Raw genomic sequence first — 20,047 nt, 5'->3', positions numbered from 1 at the left:
CCGGTTCTCTCAGGGAGTCACCTCCCGGGAGAACCGGGCCTTCGCGTTCACATACGGCTCAGCGGCCCGCGAACTTCTTGCTGACCGACTCGTACACGGCCTTCGCTTCGGGGCCGAGCCGCGGTCCGGCCAGCCAGCCCGCCGTCACCGGGCCTATGGAGGTGTTCGACACCAGGGCCGGCTTGCCGTCCTGGCCCTTCGCGACCCAGCCGCCACCGGACGAGCCACCGGTCATCGTGCAGCCGATGCGGTACATCGTCGGCTGGTCCGTCTCCACGGACAGCCGGCCCGGCTTGTCCTTGCACTGGAACATCCGCTCACCGTCGAAGGGCGGCGCCGCCGGGTAGCCGGTCGCCGTCATGCTGCCGATCTTCGACACGGCCGGCGCCGCGAACTCCACCGGAAGCGCCGAACCGACCGTCTCCTCCAGGGACTTGCCGTTCCCGCCCTTCTCCGGCGTCACATGGATCACCGCGAAGTCGTACGGCGCGCCCTTGCCGCCGGTCGTTGCGCCCTGGGAGATCCACTGGTCGCTGGTCTGGGCCCAGTCACCCCACCACACACCGTAGGGAGCGATCTCCTCCCGCGTGGCCTTGCCCGACTTGGCGCTGTCGTTGTACGACGGGACGAAGACGATGTTGCGGTACCAGCCGCCCTCCTTGCCCGCGTGCACGCAGTGGCCCGCGGTCCACACCATGTTGGACTTGCCGGGGTTGGCCGGGTCCTTCACCACGGTCGCCGAGCAGACCATCGTGCCCTTGGGGCCGTCGAAGAGCACCTTGCCCGCCTCCGGCACGTTCCCGTGGTACGGGGTGCTCACCTCCTGCGCGCGCACCGGCTCCGGAGTCGGGTCGGTGACGCCGTCGTCACCGGATATGTCCTCGTCCTCGACCGGACGGTCGGGCTGATCGGCGTCCCGCATACGGTCCGGGTCCCAGAGGTCCTCGATGATGGGGTTGACGAAGTCCTGGGCCTCCCGCAGCCAGGTCTCCCTGTCCCAGTTCTTCCACTCGCCGTTCTTCCACTTGTCCAGATCGATGCCGTGCTGCTTGAGCCGGTCCTTGACATCGTCCGGGATCGTGATCTTGCCGTCGGCAGAGGCCGTCGCACTGGGGCTGCCGTTCGCGTTGTCCTCGCCCGGGCCACAGGCCGTGGCCGTGAGCGCGATCGCCGCCGCGAGAGCCGCCGCTGCGAACGCCGGACGTCTGCGACCGGCGCTCCTCCCGCGGCGAGCTGCGAAGGTCGGGCGATTGAGTCGCATGTCGTGATCCCCCTGGGACTTCATGAGTTGCGTGTTTGCTGGGACGAACTCTGTTCGCACGTCCTGGCGATGGCCATGCGTGCGGGAGCGCGGCCCCCACTATGCCGGTGCCCATGGGGACGGCCGGGAGCCGGGGCCTGGTTCCCGGCCGTAACGATCTTCCAAATGCCCGTGATCCATTGGTTTCGGCGTCGTTGGTACGTACGGGGGACACACGGTCCGGGCTCAGCGCTGCGCCGCAGGAGTTCCGTACCGGTGGGGGAGGCGCATGTGTCAAGCAGGAAGGACCAGGAGGACCGTTGGACGTGGCCGTGACCGAATCAGCCCTGCCGGCGCAGCCCGCCGCGCAGGAGGGGATCCTTCGCCGCCAGTCGCTCCGGGAGTCGGCGGCACGTACGTATGCGCGTGCGCTCCCGATCGTCCCCGTACGGGCGAGAGGACTGACGATCGAGGGCGCTGACGGCCGCCGCTACCTGGACTGCCTTTCGGGCGCCGGCACCCTGGCACTCGGCCACAACCACCCCGCCGTCCTCGAAGCGATCCGCAAGGTGCTCGACTCGGGTGCGCCGCTCCACGTGCTCGACCTCGCCACACCGGTCAAGGACGCCTTCACGACCGAACTGTTCGCCACCCTGCCGCCCCGGCTCGCGGACAACGCCCGTATCCAGTTCTGCGGACCGGCCGGTACCGACGCGGTCGAGGCGGCCATCAAGCTGGTGCGCACGGCGACCGGCCGCTCGGGGCTGCTCGCTTTCACCGGCGCGTACCACGGCATGACCGCGGGAGCGCTGGCGGCATCGGGAGGCGCGACCGAGGCGGGGGCGACCCGGCTCCCGTACCCGCAGAACTACCGCTGCCCGTTCGGGATCGGCGGTGAGCGCGGCGCGGAGCTGGCGGCCCGCTGGACGGACAGTCTCCTCGACGACCCCAAGGGCGGCGTGCCCGCCCCCGCTGGTCTGATCCTCGAACCCGTCCAGGGGGAGGGCGGCGTGATCCCGGCCCCGGATGCCTGGATGCGCCGGATGCGCGAGATCACGGCCGCGCGCTCGATCCCGCTGATCGCGGACGAGGTACAGACCGGCGTCGGTCGCACAGGTGCCTTCTGGGCCGTCGAACACAGCGGGATCGTGCCCGATGTGATGGTCATGTCCAAGGCCATCGGGGGCTCGCTCCCGCTCGCCGTCATCGTCTACCACTCCGACCTCGACACCTGGCAACCAGGAGCACACGCCGGTACGTTCCGCGGCAACCAGCTCGCCATGGCGGCCGGTGCCGCCACGCTCGCCTACGTGCGCGAACACCGCCTCGCGGAGCGGGCCGCCACGCTCGGCGCCCGTATGATCGGCCGGCTCCAGGGGCTGGCGGCGACACACCCCTGCATCGGCGACGTACGGGGCCGTGGCCTCATGATCGGCGTCGAGCTGGTGGACCCGGACACCGACGACCCGGGCGCCGTCGCGCCGCCGCCCGCGCCTGCCCTCGCCGCCGCGGTCCAGCAGGAGTGCCTGCGCCGCGGGCTCATCGTCGAACTCGGCGGGCGGCACGCGGGCGTGGTACGGCTCCTTCCCCCGCTCACCCTCACCGACGAACAGGCCGCTGCGGTTCTCGACCGCTTCGCCGACGCCCTGGCCGCGGCCGAGGGCTCCCCCCACCATCGGCACGCCACCCGGCCGTCGCACTGATCCCGCGGAAGGCGCGGATGCCGTGGCCGTCGCGGATTCCGCGATGGTCACGGATGTCGCAGGTGCCGCGGATTCCGCTGATCCCGGATGACAGCACAAGGAAGTCCACTGTGAACCCCACCCCCGTCGCACCCGATGCTTCCGGCGCCTCCGGCGCTTCCGAGCCTGACGCCCCCGCCTCCCCGGGCCCCAGCGCACAGCACGGGCCGCGCGCCCCCCTCGCCGTCGAGCCCCCGACACTGCCGACGTTGCCGCGGCAGTGCACGGGGTCCCCGGCCGGGCAGCCTTCCGCCACGCAGCAGGCATACGCCACGGATCCGCTGAGGGACCCGGATCCCGTGGACGAAGACGACACGGATCCGCTGGACCAGCGCGATCCGCTCCTCGCCGCGGACGCCGCCGCTGTCGAGAACCTGCTGCGCTGCTGGGCCAGGGAGAACGACCTGCCCCGCCCGGACGGCGACGTGCTCCGTATCCCGCTCCCCGCCAGCGGCACCGCCCTGCACGTCCCCGTCCGCTACTGGTCGGCCACCGGCTGGCACCGCTTCGGGGTGCCGGCCCTGGAAGGCGCGCCCCAGGACGCCCCGCCGGCGGACGCCGTCACCGTCGCCGCACTGCTCACCCGCGAGCAGGGCGGCTACGGCGGACAGGCCTCCATCGGAGCGGAGCTCGTCGGCAGGGTCGCCGACTCACTGCGCCGCACGGCCGAGTTCATCACCGACCGAAGGCTGAGCCCCGGACCACGGCCCGACGCCGACCCGTTCCTCACCGCGGAGCAGTCGCTGATCACCGGACACCCGCTGCACCCCACGCCCAAGAGCCGGGAAGGACTCTCCGAGACCGAGGTCCGCCGCTACTCACCCGAGTTGCACGGCTCCTTCCCCCTCCACTGGATGGCCGTCGACCGGAGTGTCCTCGCCGCCGACTCCGCCTGGACGGAGCACGGGCGTGTCGTTCCCGCCGAGCAGCTCACGGCACGGCTCGCCGGTGACCTCCGGCTCCCGCCCGGCACCGTCGCACTGCCACTCCACCCCTGGCAGGCACGCGAGGTGATCCGGCGCCCCGCTCTCGCCGCGCTCCTCGACGCCGGGCTGCTCCATGACCTCGGCCCCGGGGGCGAGGCCTGGCACCCCACCTCGTCGGTACGCACCGTCCACCGGCCCGGCGTCAACATGATGCTCAAGCTCTCCCTGGGCCTGCGGATCACCAACTCCCGGCGGGAGAACCTCCGCAAGGAACTCCACCGCGGAGCGGAGGTCCACCGGCTGCTCCGCAGCGGACTGGCCGAGCAGTGGCGCAGCGTCCATCCCGGCTTCGACATCGTCCGCGACCCGGCCTGGCTCGCCGTCGACGACCCAGGCGGCGCACCCGTGACGGGCCTCGACGTGGTTTTGCGCCACAACCCCTTCGGCCCGGGCGACGACGCCGTGTGCATTGCGGGGCTCACAGCACCCCGGCCCTGGCCCGGCCGCTCCGGGACGTACTCCCGTCTCGCCGACATCATGCACGGACTGGCCGGCCGCCTGCACCGGCCCGTCAGCGCGGTCTCGGCCGAGTGGTTTCTGCGCTACCTCCGGTACGTCGTCCGTCCTGTGCTCTGGCTGGACGGCACCGCGGGAATCGCCCTGGAAGCCCACCAGCAGAACACCCTGGTGATCCTCGACCCCGAAGGCTGGCCCGTCGGCGGGCGCTACCGTGACAACCAGGGCTACTACTTCCGTGAGTCCCACCGCGCTGCCCTGCGGAGCAGACTCCCCGGCATCGGGGACACCAGCGACACCTTCGTCAGCGACGCCGTCACCGACGAGCGCTTCGCCTACTACCTCGGCGTCAACAACGTGCTCGGGCTCATCGGCGCCTTCGGAGCGCAGCGCCTCGCCGAGGAGCATGTCCTCATCGCGGCCTTCCGCCGGTTCCTCGGGTCCGCCGCAGACCTCGGCTCACCCCTTCCGGCCCTGCTCCTGGAATCGGACACCCTGCGCTGCAAGGCGAACCTCCTCACCCGGCTCCAGGGGCTGGACGAACTCGTCGGCCCGGTGGACACCCAGTCCGTCTACGTGACGATCAGCAACCCCCTCCACTCCTGAGGCCCTGAGGACACCGCCCCATGCCTCCCACCGAATCCAGCACTGGCGCTGGCACCGGACCCGTCGGTGGTCACATGCAGCCCGCCCCCGAATCCGGGGCGGGCTGTGAGGACACCCTGGATCTGCGGCTGCCCGGTGAACTCCTCTCCCTGCTGAGCCCCGACGACACAGAGGGCGGTGGAGCGCAGCCGCGTGATGACCTGCTCGACGAGCCGGCCCACTGGCGCGCAGCCGCCACACCGCTCGGCTCGTTCCGGCTGATCCCCGTCAGCGTCGAGCGAGATCTGAGTCTGATCAGCGGCTGGATGAACGACCCCGCCGTGGCGGCCTTCTGGGAGCTCTCCGGACCCGAGCCGGTCACCGGCACCCATCTGCGCGCCCAGCTCGACGGCGACGGCCGCAGTGTCCCCTGCCTCGGTGTCCTCGACGGCGTACCCATGAGCTACTTCGAGATCTACCGGGCCGATCTCGACCCCCTCGCCCGCCACTACCCTGCCCGGCCCCATGACACCGGCATCCATCTGCTCATCGGGGGAGTCGCCGACCGGGGTCGCGGCGTCGGCACCGCGCTCCTGCGGGCTGCCGCCGGACTCATCCTCGACCACCGCCCCCGCTGCGCACGCGTCGTCGCCGAACCCGATCTGCGGAACACCCCGTCCGTCTCCGCCTTCCTGAGCGCCGGCTTCCGTTTCGCCGCGGAGGTGGACCTCCCCGGCAAACGAGCCGCGCTCATGCTCCGCGAACGCACACTGGCCAGGCTGCTGTGAACCACCCGCAGAACTCCATATTCCGCTCGTCACCCATCGGTTCCACCCGAGGAGTCACCGTGCCGCAGTCCTCCGTCACTCCAGACTCCGACGCGTCGCCGATCCTGCTCCGGCCGACCGGGCTCGACCAGGCGGCCTGGCGGCGCGCGGCCCGCCGCCTGCTGGCCAAGATGATCGGCGAGTTCGCGTACGAGGAGCTCATCGAGCCGCTCCCGACCAGCTGCCCCGACCCCCGCGATCCCGACCGCGATGAGGACGGCGACCAGTACGGCCTCCGGCTCGACGACGGCGGGTCGCTCACCTTCCGCTCGCGGCGCGGGGCGTACGGGAGCTGGCGGGTGGCACCGGACTCGATCCGGATCGACGGGGCGCCGTTCGGCGATCCGCTGCGGTTCCTCGTCGGCGCGCGCGAGCTCCTCGATCTCGACGGTCCCACCCTCGGCCATCTGATCCGTGAGCTGAGCACCACCCTCGCCGCCGACTGCCGGCTGGCACACGAGGCCCTCTCCGCCGACAGGCTCGCCGACCTCGACTACGCCGCGCTCGAGGGTCACCAGACCGGCCATCCATGGCTGGTCCTCAACAAGGGCCGCATCGGCTTCTCGGCCCGTGACACCGCTCACTGGGCCCCGGAAGCCCGCAGGCCGAGCCGACTGCCCTGGATCGCCGTCAGCACCGCCCTTGCCACCTACCGAGGGGTGACCGGGCTCGCGAGCCCCGACGCGCTCTACGCGAAGGAGTTGGACGACGGCGTACGCGCGGCCTTCGCCGGGGAGCTGCGCGCACGGGACCTGGACCCCGAGCGCTATCTCCTGCTCCCCGTCCACCCCTGGCAGTGGGAGCACGTGGTGCTCCCGCTCTACGCCGGCTCCCTCGCGAACGGTGACATCGTCCCGCTCACCGCGGACCCCGACCTACGACTGCCCCAGCAGTCCATCCGCACCTTCCTCAACACCAGCCGTCCCGACCGGCACACGGTCAAACTGCCGCTGTCCGTCCTCAACACCCTGGTCTGGCGCGGGCTGCCCACTGAACGCACTCTTGCCGCCCCGGCCGTCACCGCATGGGTGCAGGCCATCCGGGACGGTGACTCCTTCCTGCGGGACGAGTGCGGGGTGGTCCTGCTCGGCGAGGTCGCATCGGTCACGGTCGAGCACCCGCTGTACGACCGGCTGCCGGATGTGCCGTACCAGTACCGGGAGCTGCTCGGCGCCATCTGGCGGGAACCACTGCGCCTCCCTCCCGGGGAACGCGCCCGCACCCTGGCATCCCTGCTCCACACGGATCCGCTGGGGCGTGCCTTCACCGCCGAACTGGTCGAGCGTTCGGGGCTCGCGCCCGCCGCGTGGCTGCGCCACCTGTTCGCCGCGCTGCTGCCGCCCCTGCTGCACTACCTCTACCGCTACGGCACCGTGTTCTCCCCGCACGGGGAGAACGCCATCGTGGTCTTCGACGAGCGTGACGTACCCGTACGCCTGGCGATCAAGGACTTCGTCGATGACGTCAACATCAGCGCCGAGCCGCTGCCCGAACACGGGTCGATGCCCGACGAGGTGCGGGCGGTCCTGCTGACGGAGCGACCGGACTTCCTCACCCAGTTCATCCACGCGGGCCTCTTCGTCGGCGTGTTCCGCTTCCTCGCCCCCCTGTGTGAGGAGCAACTGGGTCTACCGGAGGGTGAGTTCTGGTCGCTGGTGCGCGCGGAGATCCTGCGCCACCAGACGCGGTTCCCGGAGCTCAAGGACCGTTACGAGCTGTTCGACCTGCTCACTCCGCGTATTGCACGCCTGTGCCTGAATCGCAACCGGCTGCACCTCGACGGCTACCGGGACCGCTCGGAGCGCCCGCATGCAGCCATGCACGGCCTGGTCCCCAACCCGCTCGCCTCCGGATGAGGCCGCGGCGGTGCCGGTGCGTGCCCGCGCTGTCAGTGGCGCACCGTAGGGTGGACGGTCTATGACGAAGCCCTCCCTCTCCGAGCTCCTCCATGCCGCCGTCACCGCCGTCGGCGGAGTGGAGCGGCCTGGCCAGGTCACCATGGCCGAGTCCGTGGCCGCGGCTGTCGACGACGGGTCCCATCTGCTCGTCCAGGCCGGCACGGGCACCGGAAAGTCCCTCGGCTATCTCGTACCTGCGCTGGCACAGGGGGAGCGGGTGGTGGTGGCCACGGCGACACTGGCGCTCCAGCGCCAGCTCGTGGAGCGTGATCTGCCCAGGACGGTCGACGCGCTGCATCCGCTGCTGCGCCGCCGCCCGGAGTTCGCCATGCTCAAGGGCCGGTCGAACTATCTCTGCCTGCACCGGCTGCACGAGGGAGTGCCGCAGGAAGAGGAGGAAGGCCTCTTCGACCCGTTCGAGGCCGCGACGCCCACCAGCAAGCTGGGCCAGGACCTGCTGCGCCTGCGCGATTGGTCGGACGAGACGGAGACGGGTGACCGGGACGCCCTCACTCCGGGTGTCTCCGACCGTGCGTGGTCCCAGGTGTCCGTGTCGTCCCGGGAGTGCCTCGGCGCTTCGAAGTGCGCGTACGGGGCCGAGTGCTTCGCCGAGATGGCCAGGGAGCGGGCGAAGCTCGCCGATGTCGTGGTGACGAACCACGCGCTGCTCGCCATCGACGCGATCGAGGGCGCGCCCGTGCTCCCCTCACACGAGGTTCTGATCGTCGACGAGGCCCATGAGCTGGTGTCCCGGGTGACCGGTGTGGCCACGGGGGAGCTCACCCCCGGGCAGGTGAACCGGGCGGTGCGCAGGGCTGCCAAGCTGGTCAACGAGAAGGCGGCCGACCAGTTGCAGACCGCCGCCGAGGGTTTCGAGCGCCTGATGGAACTCGCCCTCCCCGGCCGGCTCGAGGAGATCCCGGAAGACCTCGGCTATGCGCTGATGGCGTTGCGTGACGCCGCTCGCACGGTGATCTCCGCCATCGGGACCACCCGGGACAAGGCGGTCCAGGACGAGGACGCCGTGCGCAAGCAGGCCCTCGCCTCGGTCGAGAGCGTCCATGACGTGGCCGAGCGCATCACCAACGGCTCCGAGTACGACGTGGTCTGGTACGAGCGGCACGACCGCTTCGGTGCCTCCCTGCGCGTGGCACCGCTCACGGTGTCCGGGCTGCTCCGCGAGAAGCTCTTCGCCGACCGCTCCGTGGTCCTCACCTCCGCGACGCTCAAGCTCGGCGGGGACTTCAACGGCGTCGGTGCTTCCCTCGGGCTCTCCCCCGAGGGCGTCGAGGGCGACGACCTGCCCGTCTGGAAGGGCCTCGACGTGGGGTCGCCGTTCGACTATCCGAAACAGGGGATCCTCTACGTCGCCAAGCATCTGTCCCGCCCCGTGCGGGACGGCGGCCGCGAGGACATGCTCGATGAACTCACCGAGCTGATCCAGGCGGCCGGTGGCCGCACGCTCGGCCTGTTCTCCTCGATGCGGGCCGCCCAGCTCGCGGCCGAGGAGCTGCGTACCCGTATCCCCGAGTTCCCGATTCTGCTCCAGGGCGAGGAGACGCTCGGCGAGCTGATCAAGAATTTCGCGGCGGACCCCGAGACCTGTCTGTTCGGCACGCTGTCGCTCTGGCAGGGAGTCGATGTCCCTGGTTCGAGCTGCCAGTTGGTGGTGATGGACAAGATCCCGTTCCCGCGCCCGGACGACCCGCTGATGAGCGCACGCCAGAAGGCTGTGGAGGAAGCGGGAGGAAACGGGTTCATGGCGGTGGCGGCGACCCATGCGGCACTGCTGATGGCTCAGGGCGCCGGCCGTCTTGTGCGAGCCACCGGGGACCGGGGTGTGGTTGCCGTGCTCGACCAGCGGCTTGCCACGGCGCGGTACGGAAGCTACCTCAAGGCGTCACTTCCCGACTTCTGGTTCACCACGGACCGTAACCAGGTGCGTCGTTCGCTGGCCGCCATCGACGCAGTGGCGAAGTCCGAGGGGCGCTGAGCCAGGGCGAGGCCGGCCCCCCGGTCGGGGCGGGTGCACACAGTTGGGCCCCGGGACCGGCGCAGTGGGTCCCGGGGCCGGTCAGAGCCGACGAGTGGGTCACACCCGCCGAAGCACCGCCACCACCTTGCCGAGGATCGTGGCCTCGTCACCAGGGATCGGCTGGTACGCCGCGTTGTGCGGCAGCAGCCAGACATGGCCGTCCTCGCGCTTGAAGCGCTTGACCGTGGCCTCGCCGTCCAGCATGGCGGCGACGATGTCACCGTTCTCCGCGACCGGCTGACGTCGCACCGTCACCCAGTCACCGTCACAGATCGCTGCCTCGATCATCGAGTCACCGACGACCTTCAGCACGAACAGCTCACCGTCGCCCACGAGCTGCCGGGGGAGAGGGAACACATCCTCGACGGACTCCTCGGCGAGGATCGGGCCGCCGGCCGCGATCCGGCCGACGAGCGGCACGTAGGAGGCGGCGGGCTTGCCGGTGGTGTCCGTCGGCTGCGTGGCCTGCTGGTCGGACCCGCGCACCTCGTAGGCCCGGGGGCGGTGCGGATCGCGGCGCAGGAAGCCCTTGCGCTCCAGGGCCATCAGCTGGTGGGCGACGGAGGAGGTGCTGGACAGCCCGACCGCCTGGCCGATCTCCCGCATCGACGGTGGGTAGCCACGACGCTGCACGGAGTCACGGATGACCTCGATGACCCGCCGCTGCCGGTCCGTGAGTCCGGAGCTGTCCGCGCGGATCCCCGGGGGTCGACCGGGCAGTGAGCGCGTAGGTCGCGAGGGCTCGGCTTCCTCTGGGGGCGTGGCTGCGTCGTTCATGGCATGCACCGGCTCGAATCGGTTCTGGGAGCGGTCCTGGGCGGTGATGGTGGCACTGTCTGCGGTGGTGGTCACGTCGGCCCCTCTCGAAATGGTCTCCCTAGCTGGACAACGGTAGTTGCTTTCGAAAGGTTGCGCCAAACACACGTTCGAGTGAAAAAACGCGATTGGCCGGACGTGTGCGCGTGGCCGGGTGTATGGCGCCAGTCCTGTGATCCGGTGCGGAGCCACCCGGGTGTACCCGCAGGTGCCTCCAGTGTGTCACCCGTGGCCCCGGAAGCGGGGGAGCCGCGCGTCTCCCGTAGGCTCGACGCCGGCCTGCGACCCCCTCCGCGGCGACACGCGATGCGAAGGGAAGGCAGTCAAACCCCAGATCTAGTGGTTGGATTGGTGCCGCCGCCCACAAGTTGTGGTCCCCAGTGCTTCAGGGGCTGGGAGATCGCCTATGCTTGTGGCTGCTTCGAGGGGGGTGAACGCCTTCTGTCGGGGCTATTCAGTCGTGCCGTGAAGGAGTGTTGGGAGCCATGCACTGCCCCTTCTGTAGGCACCCGGACAGCCGCGTCGTCGACAGCCGGACCACCGATGACGGGACGTCGATCCGGCGTCGCCGCCAGTGCCCCGACTGCTCCCGTCGGTTCACGACGGTGGAGACCGCCTCGCTGATGGTGATCAAGCGCAGCGGGGTCACCGAACCCTTCAGCCGTACCAAGGTCATCTCAGGTGTGCGCAAAGCGTGCCAGGGACGACCGGTCACCGAGGACGCCCTCGCTCAGCTCGGCCAGCGGGTCGAGGAGGCGGTGCGCGCCACCGGCAGCGCCGAGCTGACCACCCACGACGTGGGTCTGGCCATACTCGGCCCGTTGCAGGAGCTCGACCTCGTCGCGTACCTGCGCTTCGCGTCCGTTTACCGAGCGTTCGACTCGCTCGAGGACTTCGAGGCCGCCATCGCGGAACTCCGCGGGCAGCGGCCGTCCGCGCGGGAGCGCGGGACCAGTGCATCCGGTGTGCCCGCACCCGATGCGGTGGTCCCGGTTCCCGCCACCGCCGCTGACTGATCGCGGGGCCCGGGGAGGGTCGGTGATCGGCCGCGGAAGCGGCAAAGACCTGCCATGGACGCTGTGCGCGGTGCGGTGTCCGAGGCATCAGACAGAATTCGTGCCACGGGAAGATCTGGGCACTTCAGGGCGTTTTCGCCCGTATATGGGAGGCGGCATGACAGAGACGACGAGCGGCCCGGCACGGGGTTCCCGAGCCAAGGGCGGCAAGGCCGCAGCGGCCCGGCAGGGTCTGCGTATCGAGCGTGTCCACACCACGCCCGGCGTACATCCGTACGACGAGGTCGTGTGGGAGCGCCGTGACGTCGTCATGACGAACTGGCGCGACGGCTCGGTCAACTTCGAGCAGCGCGGCGTCGAGTTCCCCGACTTCTGGTCGGTGAACGCGGTCAACATCGTCACCAGCAAGTACTTCCGCGGTGCGGTGGGAACCCCGCAGCGCGAGGTCAGCCTCAAGCAGCTCATCGACCGGATCGTGAAGACCTACCGCAAGGCCGGCGAGGACCACAGCTACTTCAGCTCGCCCGCCGACGCGGAGATCTTCGAGCACGAGCTCGCCTACGCCCTCCTGCACCAGATCTTCAGCTTCAACTCGCCGGTGTGGTTCAACGTCGGCACGCCCCAGCCCCAGCAGGTCTCCGCCTGCTTCATCCTGTCCGTCGACGACTCCATGGAGTCGATCCTCGACTGGTACAAGGAAGAGGGCATGATCTTCAAGGGCGGTTCGGGCGCCGGCCTGAACCTCTCCCGTATCCGCTCCTCCAAGGAGCTGCTGTCCTCGGGCGGCAACGCCTCCGGGCCGGTCTCCTTCATGCGCGGCGCCGACGCCTCCGCGGGCACGATCAAGTCGGGCGGCGCCACCCGCCGTGCCGCCAAGATGGTCATCCTGGACGTCGACCACCCCGACATCGAGGACTTCATCGAGACCAAGGTGAAGGAAGAGGAGAAGATCCGCGCACTGCGCGACGCGGGCTTCGACATGGACCTCGGCGGTGATGACATCACCTCGGTCCAGTACCAGAACGCGAACAACTCCGTCCGTGTGAACGACGAGTTCATGAGGGCCGTCGAGTCCGGCGGGAAGTTCGGTCTGCGTGCCCGTATGACCGGCGAGGTCATCGAGGAGGTCGACGCCAAGGAACTCTTCCGCAAGATGGCCGAGGCCGCCTGGGCCTGCGCCGACCCGGGCATTCAGTACGACGACACCATCAACCACTGGCACACCTGCCCCGAGTCCGGCCGGATCAACGGCTCGAACCCGTGCAGCGAGTACATGCACCTGGACAACACGTCCTGCAACCTGGCCTCGCTGAACCTGATGAAGTTCCTCAAGGACGACGGCAAGGGCAACCAGTCCTTCGACGTCGAGCGCTTCACCAAGGTCGTCGAGCTCGTCATCACCGCGATGGACATCTCCATCTGCTTCGCCGACTTCCCCACCCAGAAGATCGGTGAGAACACCCGCGCCTTCCGCCAGCTCGGCATCGGCTACGCCAACCTCGGCGCGCTGCTGATGGCCACCGGCCATGCCTACGACTCCGACGGCGGTCGCTCCCTGGCCGGTGCGATCACCTCGCTGATGACCAGCGCGTCCTACCGCCGCTCCGCCGAGCTCGCCGCGGTGGTCGGCGCGTACGACGGCTACGCCCGCAACGCCGAGCCGCACCAGCGGGTCATGAAGCAGCACGCCGACGCCAACGCCGTGGCCGTCCGCATGGACGACCTGGACACCCCGATCTGGGCCGCGGCCACCGAGGCCTGGCAGGACGTGATCCGACTGGGCGCGAAGAACGGCTTCCGCAACTCCCAGGCCTCGGTGATCGCCCCGACCGGCACCATCGGCCTGGCGATGTCCTGCGACACCACCGGTCTCGAGCCGGACCTGGCGCTGGTCAAGTTCAAGAAGCTGGTCGGCGGCGGCTCCATGCAGATCGTCAACGGCACCGTGCCGCAGGCGCTGCACCGCCTCGGCTACCAGCCCGAGCAGATCGAGGCGATCGTCGCCCATATCGCCGAGCACGGAAACGTGATCGACGCCCCCGGTCTGAAGACCGAGCACTACGAGGTCTTCGACTGCGCCATGGGTGAGCGCTCCATCTCCGCGATGGGCCACGTCCGCATGATGGCCGCGATCCAGCCGTGGATCTCCGGCGCGCTCTCCAAGACGGTCAACATGCCGGAGTCGGCGACCGTCGAGGAGGTCGAGGAGATCTACTTCGAGGCGTGGAAGCTGGGCGTCAAGGCGCTCGCCATCTACCGCGACAACTGCAAGGTCGGCCAGCCTCTCTCCGCGAAGAAGAAGGAGGTGGAGAAGAAGGAGATCACCGAGAAGGCCGAGGGGACCATCCGCACGGCGGTCGAGAAGGTCGTCGAGTACCGCCCGGTCCGCAAGCGCCTCCCCAAGGGCCGTCCCGGCATCACCACCTCCTTCACCGTCGGTGGCGCCGAGGGCTACATGACCGCCAACTCCTATCCGGACGACGGTCTCGGCGAGGTCTTCCTGAAGATGTCGAAGCAGGGCTCGACTCTCGCCGGCATGATGGACGCCTTCTCGATCGCCGTCTCGGTCGGCCTCCAGTACGGCGTGCCGCTGGAGACGTACGTCTCGAAGTTCACCAACATGCGCTTCGAGCCGGCCGGTATGACGGACGACCCGGACGTGCGGATGGCGCAGTCGATCGTCGACTACATCTTCCGCCGCTTGGCGCTGGACTTCCTGCCGTTCGAGACCCGCTCGGCCCTCGGCATCCACTCCGCCGAGGAGCGTCAGCGTCACCTGGAGACCGGTTCGTACGAGCCCTCCGACGACGAGGTCGACGTCGAGGGCCTTGCCCAGTCGGCCCCGCGTCAGCAGGAGCCCCTGAAGGCCGTGGCCACCCCGAAGGCCGAGGTCCCGGCCCCCAAGCAGGCGCACACCTCGGCGGAACTGGTCGAGATGCAGCTCGGCATCAGCGCGGACGCACCTCTGTGCTTCTCCTGCGGCACCAAGATGCAGCGGGCCGGTTCCTGCTACATCTGCGAGGGTTGCGGCTCGACCAGCGGCTGCAGCTGAGCGCTCGCGTCCGACGCCGCGGTGAGCATCCGCCGCCGACGGCGCTGAACCGCACCTGGGAGGGTGCCGACCATGGTCGGCACCCTCCTTTGCGCAGCGGATCAGGTTCCGCGTGAACAATCCGCGCGAACAATTCGAAAGCGGCCATGTCCACGGCTGTCTAGGCTCCTCCCGTGCCAAGCCCAGAACTTCAGCGGATCAACGCGTTCCTCTCCGCATTCGCCTGCCGCCGAGCCGCGCACGTCGTGGAACTGCCCGGTGGATTCGCGGTGTCCGGCGACGCCTTCGCCCATTCCCATGCCGACAACCAGGTCGTCGTCGACGCGGCCGTGGACCCCGAGGCCCTGCCCGAGATCGCGGAGGACGCACTGGGGCACCTGCCGTACCAGGTGATCTCCGTACTCGACGACGAAACCGGGGCTGCGTGCGCGGAGCCGCTGATCCGGGCCGGCTACACCCCGTCCACCTGTCTGGTCATGCTCCACACAGGCCCGGTACCGAACGGCATACGACCGGCGGAGCGGGTGGACCTCGACGCGATACGTACCCCACTCACCCAGCGCTGGCGGGGCTTCCTGCCCGATGCCGACGACGAGGTCATCCGCCAGCTCGTCGACCGGCGCGAGGCCCGTCGGCGCGGAGCCGACGCCGTTCACTTCATCGGGGCCCGTACGGAAGAGGGCGAGGTCGCCTCGTGGGCTGACCTTTACATGGACCGGGCAACCGGCACGGCCCAGATCGAGGACCTGATCACCTCGGAAGCGCGCCTCAGGCGCGGTCACGCCGACGCAGTGCTCTCCACCGCCCTGAGACTGGCCGCCGAAGAGAACTGCGGTACACGGTTCCTGATCGCCGACGCGGCGGACTGGCCGCAGCACTGGTACGAGCGCCGCGGCTTCGTCGCCATCGGCCGCACGCACTTCTTCGAACGCGTCTCATGACCACGGGACGTCCGGGACCGGCAGAGGCAGCCCGGCTCCACGAGCGGGATCACAGCAGTCGTGTCTCCGCCTCGGGCAGCTTGGCCCACCAGTGGTGGTAGCGCCCGTAGACCGCCGGATCACGGTCTGCGAGGAGTGAGGTCAGGTCCCGGGCCTCCCCGGCGAGTTGGTCCCAGGTAGAGGCCGGAAGAGGGTGGAACGCCGTGGCCTCGATGCCGTCGTCCACCTGACGCCACACACCGGCGACGTATCCGTCGACCAGCAGCGTGGGCAGTACGTCGCCGTTGCGCCGGATCACCAGGGGGCGGTATGCCGGGGGAATCACCCGGCTGCGGTCGGCGTACGCCAGCAGGACGCTGTCCCACATCGCCATGAGCCGGGCCGGAGCGGGGGTCTCGGCGGTCGGCCGGTGGGCTCCGGACAGGTCGAACAGAGCGGTGCCGTCCGGTCCCCGGAGCTGTTCCACGGCACCGTCCAGAGCGCGCAGTGCCTCCCGGGCGGCCGTCCGCTTCACCAGGGCGAACTGTGCGATGTCGGCCACCGACGCGGGGCCGAACCCCGACAGGTACCGCACGATCAAGGTCGGCAGAGCCTGCTGTGCCGCCTCCGGATCCGTGCGGAGAATCTCACCCGGCTCGGTCATGGGAGCGATGAAGGACGGCCGCGGGCCGAATGACCACGTTCCACCCGTGGGAGCGTGGTGCAGCGGCGCGTACCCCTTCAGCCCCCACCACGTGCTGTCAGCGGCGTGCCCGGCGTCCGAGACCCTGTCGGCGCCGGACCGCTCCCCGAGCCATGCCCTCAGCTCGACCGTGGTGCGCGCCTGGCGTGCGAAGGCCAGCAGCTCCGGCATCAGTTCGTCGGCATCCCCGGGTGTCAGGCCCCCGGCCGTGAAACGAGAGCCGAGCCGGGACGCGTACAACGTCGGCCGCATCGCCGCGCGGAAGACCGGGTAGTCGTCCGCGTGCACCGCGTGCAGGGTGATCCGCATGAGGGTGGCCTTGACCACCGAGCGCGTGGTGAGGACGGCATCCATGGCGGCCGGGTCGAACGCGCTGAGCCGGTTCCACAGCGCCACGTACGGCGAAGCCGGGTGCTGTGCCTGGAGGGCGACCACTCGCCGTACCCCGTCGGAGACGGTCAGCGGCGCACGCTCCAGCAGCAGTTGACGGCTCAGGGTGGACCGGTTGAGTTCTCGCGCGCTGATCATCACATCGCGGGATTCTGCCCCACGACGAACGACGCCGGGAGCTCACGTGTGCGCGGCACCCATCAGATCCGAGAACTCAGCCGGGTCGGCGACATAGCCCCGGACCTCCGTGCGCAGCTGCCACGAGCCGTTGCCGTCGCGGGTGAACTCCGCGATCGCCGCCGCTGTCGCCTCGGGGATGCCGGACAGATCGTCGGCGGCGAGCTCGGCATGGCCGTCGAGGATCTGGATCCCGGTGTTCGGGATGTCGCCGAACACCTTCTCGCCGCCGTGCTGCTGGATGACGACACCGACCACCACCCGGGTGTACTCGTCGGAGAGGCGATCGAGCTCCAGGGTCATGACCTCGTCCGGACCGAAGCCCTGCCCCGTCTTGCTGTCCCGGTTGAGGGTGATCGTGCCGTCGGGGGACCGGCTGCCGAAGTGCACCAGATACGCGGGAGCGCCGTGCGGGGCGTCCGCCCGGTAGGTCGCCGCGACGATGTCCAGATCGGTCGCCTGAGCGCCGAGGGGACTGGGATCCCACTTGAGCGTCACCCGAACCTTGCCGAGGCCCTTGCTGAGGCTGCTCATTCTGCTGCCCTTCCACTTCCCGGATTCGTCGCCGCAGGCGTCAACACCCATTGCACGAACCCATGTTGTCACGCTCGCTGGAAGGAGGTCTCGCCGTAGAGCGACCAGCGCCACGCCGCGCGCCGTACGATGGCGCGGTGCTGGTCAAGTGGATTCGCTGCACCGTGGTGGACCGTCGGGGGTTCGAGCGGGGGCAGCGAAAGTGGGCGGGGCTGCTGGGTGAGCCGGGATTCCGGGGGCAGGGCGGAGGGTGGAGCCGCAGGCGGCCGGATGTCGCCCATGTCTTCGCGTTCTGGGAGACGCGTGCGTTCTACGACTCGTTCATGGCGCGCTCGCACGACCGGCTGGCGGCGGCACAGTCCGGGACGTTCAAGGACAGCCAGGTCAAGATCTTCGACTACCGCTTCGATGTGAAGACGGGCTTCGAGCCGCGCTTCACGGACGCCGACGTGGTGCGCGTCGCCCACTGCCGGGTGCACGAGCACCGGGTCGAGCACTTCTCGCTGATGCAGGAGAAGGTGTGGAACCCGGCGATGGCCGGGTCGCCGGGGATGGTGCGCGGTCTGTTCGGCGAGGCGCCGGGGAACGAGTTCCTGGTGCTGTCCATGTGGCAGTCGGCGGCCGAGCACGGCAAGTACCGGGTGGAGCGGGTGGAGCGGCTCTCCCTGCGCGCGCAGACGGAGGCGGACATCGCGGCGCTCGCGGGCGATGTCGTGGAGCTCGAGGCGCCCTGGACGGTCTGAGCGGTGAGGGCGACCGGCATGACGGACACGGCGGTGAAGGCGGGTACGGCGGCAGCGCGGTACCCGTCGATCTAGTGTTTGTCGTATGGCACGACCGCGGCGCATCGTTCTGGTCCGGCACGGAGAGTCGGTGGGGAACGCCGACGACTCGGTGTACGAGCGCGAGCCCGACCACGCCCTGCGGCTCACCGAGCGAGGATGGCGCCAGGCAGAGGACACGGGGGTGCGGCTGCGCGAGCTCTTCGGCCATGAACGAATCAGTGTCTACGTCTCGCCGTACCGCAGGACCCATCAGACCTACAAGGCATTCCACCTCGATCCGAGGCTCGTACGGGTCCGGGAGGAACCCAGACTGCGCGAGCAGGACTGGGGAAACTGGCAGGACCGCGACGATGTGCGGCTGCAGAAAGCCCATCGTGACGCTTACGGGCACTTCTTCTACCGCCTGCCGCAGGGTGAGTCAGGTGCGGATGTGTACGACCGGGTCGGGGCGTTCCTGGAGAGCCTTTACCGGAGCTTCGAGGCTCCGGACCATCCGCCGAACGTGCTGATCGTCACCCATGGGCTCACCATGCGGCTGTTCTGCATGCGGTGGTTCCACTGGACGGTCGCCGAATTCGAGTCGCTGTCGAACCCGGACAACGGCGAGACGCGGATGCTGCTGCTCGGTGACGACGGGCGGTACACGCTGGACAGGCCGTTTGAACGCTGGTGCATTCCCGAGTCGTATGGGGACCACCCGATAGAGTGGCCATGCGATGACCGTTGACTTTCCCCCCGACCATTCCCTCGATTCCGTTGAGTCCCCCGACTCCGGTGCCGCCCAGAGCGGCGCGGCCGCCGTTACTGCTGGTAGCACCGATATCACCCGTGGCGTCACACCCGGAGATTCCGGAGCCCCCCGCTCCAGCCCCGTATCCGACGCCGGTGACCCACGCTTCTCCCGCGCCCTGGCCAGTCTGCGCGGGCTGGCCGTGGGAGACGCGCTGGGCTCCCAGTTCTTCGTTCCCGCGAACTATCCGCTGCTGAAGCGGCGCGAGCTGCCGGACGGTCGGTGGCAATGGACCGACGACACCGAGATGGCCTGCTCCGTGCTGGCGGTGCTGGTCTCGCACCAGCGGATCGACCAGGACGCGCTCGCGCGTTCGTTCGCCGAACGCCATGACTTCGACCGCGGGTACGGACCCGCGGTCAACCGGATGCTCCGGCTGATCCGGGAGGGCGGTGACTGGCGTGAACTCGCCTCGGCACTGTTCAACGGCCAGGGATCCTGGGGCAATGGTGCGGCGATGCGGATCGCACCGCTCGGTGCGTGGTACGCCGACGATCCGGAGCAGGCCACGCACCAGGCGGAGATCTCGTCGTACACGACGCACCAGCACCGTGAAGCCGTCGTGGGCAGCATGGCCGTCGCGGCGGCTGCAGCGCTGGTCGCCTCCCCCTCCGGCCCGCCCACGCCCGAAGAACTGCTCGACGGTGTGGTGGCGCTCGTGCCGCGCAGTGCGGTCGGAGCCGGCCTGCGCCGTGCGCGCGACATGCTCGACTACGGCGACGCGGCGACGGTCGCCGCCGTGCTCGGCAGCGGCCGTCGTACCAGCGCGCATGACACGGTGCCGTTCGCACTGTGGTCGGCGGCCCGTGCGCTCGGGGACTTCGAGCAGGCCTTCTGGACCACCGCCCAGGTCGGCGGGGATGTGGACACGACCTGCGCGATCGCCGGAGGTGTCGTCGCCTCTGCCGTGACCGGAGCACCGCCCGCGCACTGGCTGGACCGCACCGAGACCCTGCCGTCCTGGGTGCCGACGCGTACCGGCTGACGGATCCCGGGAGATCGGCGGCGCGGGGACGTGTCACGGTCTTGCCACAGCGTGACCGTGACCGACGCCATGGCTTCGCGGAGGGCTACCCTTTCGCCCACGCCACGGTT

At 69.8% G+C, this 20,047-nt stretch carries 15 protein-coding genes; 11 read left to right on the top strand and 4 right to left on the bottom strand.

The features are described 5' to 3' along the window. Positions 1 to 58: 58 nt before the first annotated feature. A complete protein-coding gene (locus tag ABZ532_RS13410) occupies positions 59 to 1,261 on the bottom strand; it encodes a hypothetical protein (protein WP_361282041.1) in 1,203 nt (400 codons plus the stop codon). A gap of 305 nt (positions 1,262 to 1,566) precedes the next feature. On the opposite strand from ABZ532_RS13410, the gene ABZ532_RS13405 reads away from it, so the two are divergent. From ABZ532_RS13405 to ABZ532_RS13385, 5 genes are all read left to right on the top strand, one after another. Beyond that, positions 1,567 to 2,943: a diaminobutyrate--2-oxoglutarate transaminase family protein gene (locus tag ABZ532_RS13405; protein WP_361282039.1), complete on the top strand. Its 1,377-nt coding sequence runs from the start codon at positions 1,567 to 1,569 to the stop codon at positions 2,941 to 2,943. A 239-nt stretch (positions 2,944 to 3,182) separates the two neighbouring features. After that, on the top strand, positions 3,183 to 5,030 hold the full coding sequence (locus ABZ532_RS13400) for an IucA/IucC family protein (protein ID WP_361282145.1): 1,848 nt from the start codon (positions 3,183 to 3,185) through the stop codon (positions 5,028 to 5,030). 20 nt (positions 5,031 to 5,050) lie between these two features. Then, a complete protein-coding gene (locus ABZ532_RS13395) occupies positions 5,051 to 5,797 on the top strand; it encodes a GNAT family N-acetyltransferase (RefSeq protein WP_361282037.1) in 747 nt (248 codons plus the stop codon). 101 nt (positions 5,798 to 5,898) lie between these two features. Then, complete coding sequence (locus ABZ532_RS13390; protein ID WP_361282143.1) at positions 5,899 to 7,692, top strand: IucA/IucC family protein; 1,794 nt, start codon at positions 5,899 to 5,901, stop codon at positions 7,690 to 7,692. A gap of 61 nt (positions 7,693 to 7,753) precedes the next feature. Then, positions 7,754 to 9,727: an ATP-dependent DNA helicase gene (locus ABZ532_RS13385; protein WP_361282035.1), complete on the top strand. Its 1,974-nt coding sequence runs from the start codon at positions 7,754 to 7,756 to the stop codon at positions 9,725 to 9,727. A gap of 99 nt (positions 9,728 to 9,826) precedes the next feature. Here the strand turns inward: ABZ532_RS13385 and lexA are convergent, their stop codons facing one another. Continuing rightward, positions 9,827 to 10,621 carry a transcriptional repressor LexA gene (gene lexA / locus ABZ532_RS13380; protein ID WP_361282033.1) on the bottom strand — a complete coding sequence of 265 codons (795 nt, stop codon included), beginning with the start codon at positions 10,619 to 10,621 and terminating at the stop codon, positions 9,827 to 9,829. 449 nt (positions 10,622 to 11,070) lie between these two features. Between lexA and nrdR the strand changes: the two genes are divergently transcribed. The 3 genes from nrdR to ABZ532_RS13365 all read left to right on the top strand — a co-directional run bounded on the left by nrdR (position 11,071) and on the right by ABZ532_RS13365 (position 15,594). Then, entirely contained in the window at positions 11,071 to 11,601 is a 531-nt protein-coding gene (gene nrdR / locus ABZ532_RS13375) for a transcriptional regulator NrdR (protein WP_361282031.1), read from the top strand. Positions 11,602 to 11,758: 157 nt separating this feature from the next. After that, a complete protein-coding gene (locus ABZ532_RS13370; protein ID WP_361282029.1) occupies positions 11,759 to 14,653 on the top strand; it encodes a vitamin B12-dependent ribonucleotide reductase in 2,895 nt (964 codons plus the stop codon). A gap of 173 nt (positions 14,654 to 14,826) precedes the next feature. Beyond that, complete coding sequence (locus ABZ532_RS13365) at positions 14,827 to 15,594, top strand: GNAT family N-acetyltransferase (RefSeq protein ID WP_361282027.1); 768 nt, start codon at positions 14,827 to 14,829, stop codon at positions 15,592 to 15,594. A gap of 49 nt (positions 15,595 to 15,643) precedes the next feature. On the opposite strand, the gene ABZ532_RS13360 is transcribed toward ABZ532_RS13365, so the two are convergent. Together ABZ532_RS13360 and ABZ532_RS13355 are read right to left on the bottom strand one after the other, a co-directional pair. Further along, complete coding sequence (locus ABZ532_RS13360) at positions 15,644 to 16,807, bottom strand: winged helix DNA-binding domain-containing protein (RefSeq protein ID WP_361282025.1); 1,164 nt, start codon at positions 16,805 to 16,807, stop codon at positions 15,644 to 15,646. A 39-nt stretch (positions 16,808 to 16,846) separates the two neighbouring features. Continuing rightward, positions 16,847 to 17,377, bottom strand: a complete 531-nt coding sequence (locus ABZ532_RS13355; protein ID WP_361282023.1) for a TerD family protein — start codon at positions 17,375 to 17,377, stop codon at positions 16,847 to 16,849. Positions 17,378 to 17,514: 137 nt separating this feature from the next. Between ABZ532_RS13355 and ABZ532_RS13350 the strand changes: the two genes are divergently transcribed. From ABZ532_RS13350 to ABZ532_RS13340, 3 genes are all read left to right on the top strand, one after another. Then, positions 17,515 to 18,120 (top strand): YdbC family protein, encoded by a 606-nt coding sequence (locus tag ABZ532_RS13350; RefSeq protein WP_361282021.1) that lies wholly within the window; start codon positions 17,515 to 17,517, stop codon positions 18,118 to 18,120. Between the two features lie 85 nt (positions 18,121 to 18,205). After that, on the top strand, positions 18,206 to 18,889 hold the full coding sequence (locus ABZ532_RS13345) for a histidine phosphatase family protein (protein WP_361282019.1): 684 nt from the start codon (positions 18,206 to 18,208) through the stop codon (positions 18,887 to 18,889). Continuing rightward, positions 18,879 to 19,937, top strand: coding sequence for an ADP-ribosylglycohydrolase family protein (locus ABZ532_RS13340; protein ID WP_361282017.1), 1,059 nt, complete (start codon positions 18,879 to 18,881; stop codon positions 19,935 to 19,937). Before ABZ532_RS13345 ends, ABZ532_RS13340 begins: the two co-directional genes overlap by 11 nt. Positions 19,938 to 20,047 lie beyond the last annotated feature (110 nt).

It is taken from the genome of Streptomyces sp. NPDC019396, assembly GCF_040632375.1.
GTDB lineage: Bacteria > Actinomycetota > Actinomycetes > Streptomycetales > Streptomycetaceae > Streptomyces.
This window is presented reverse-complemented; position numbering and strand designations above follow the sequence as displayed.

Coding starts and splice junctions, on each gene's coding strand:
- ABZ532_RS13410 (WP_361282041.1), bottom strand. CDS start 1,261: ATGCGACTCAATCGCCCGACCTTCGCAGCTCGCCGCGGGAGGAGCGCC.
- ABZ532_RS13370 (WP_361282029.1), top strand. CDS start 11,759: ATGACAGAGACGACGAGCGGCCCGGCACGGGGTTCCCGAGCCAAGGGC.
- ABZ532_RS13345 (WP_361282019.1), top strand. CDS start 18,206: ATGGCACGACCGCGGCGCATCGTTCTGGTCCGGCACGGAGAGTCGGTG.
- ABZ532_RS13385 (WP_361282035.1), top strand. CDS start 7,754: ATGACGAAGCCCTCCCTCTCCGAGCTCCTCCATGCCGCCGTCACCGCC.
- ABZ532_RS13355 (WP_361282023.1), bottom strand. CDS start 17,377: ATGAGCAGCCTCAGCAAGGGCCTCGGCAAGGTTCGGGTGACGCTCAAG.
- nrdR (WP_361282031.1), top strand. CDS start 11,071: ATGCACTGCCCCTTCTGTAGGCACCCGGACAGCCGCGTCGTCGACAGC.
- ABZ532_RS13340 (WP_361282017.1), top strand. CDS start 18,879: ATGACCGTTGACTTTCCCCCCGACCATTCCCTCGATTCCGTTGAGTCC.
- ABZ532_RS13395 (WP_361282037.1), top strand. CDS start 5,051: ATGCCTCCCACCGAATCCAGCACTGGCGCTGGCACCGGACCCGTCGGT.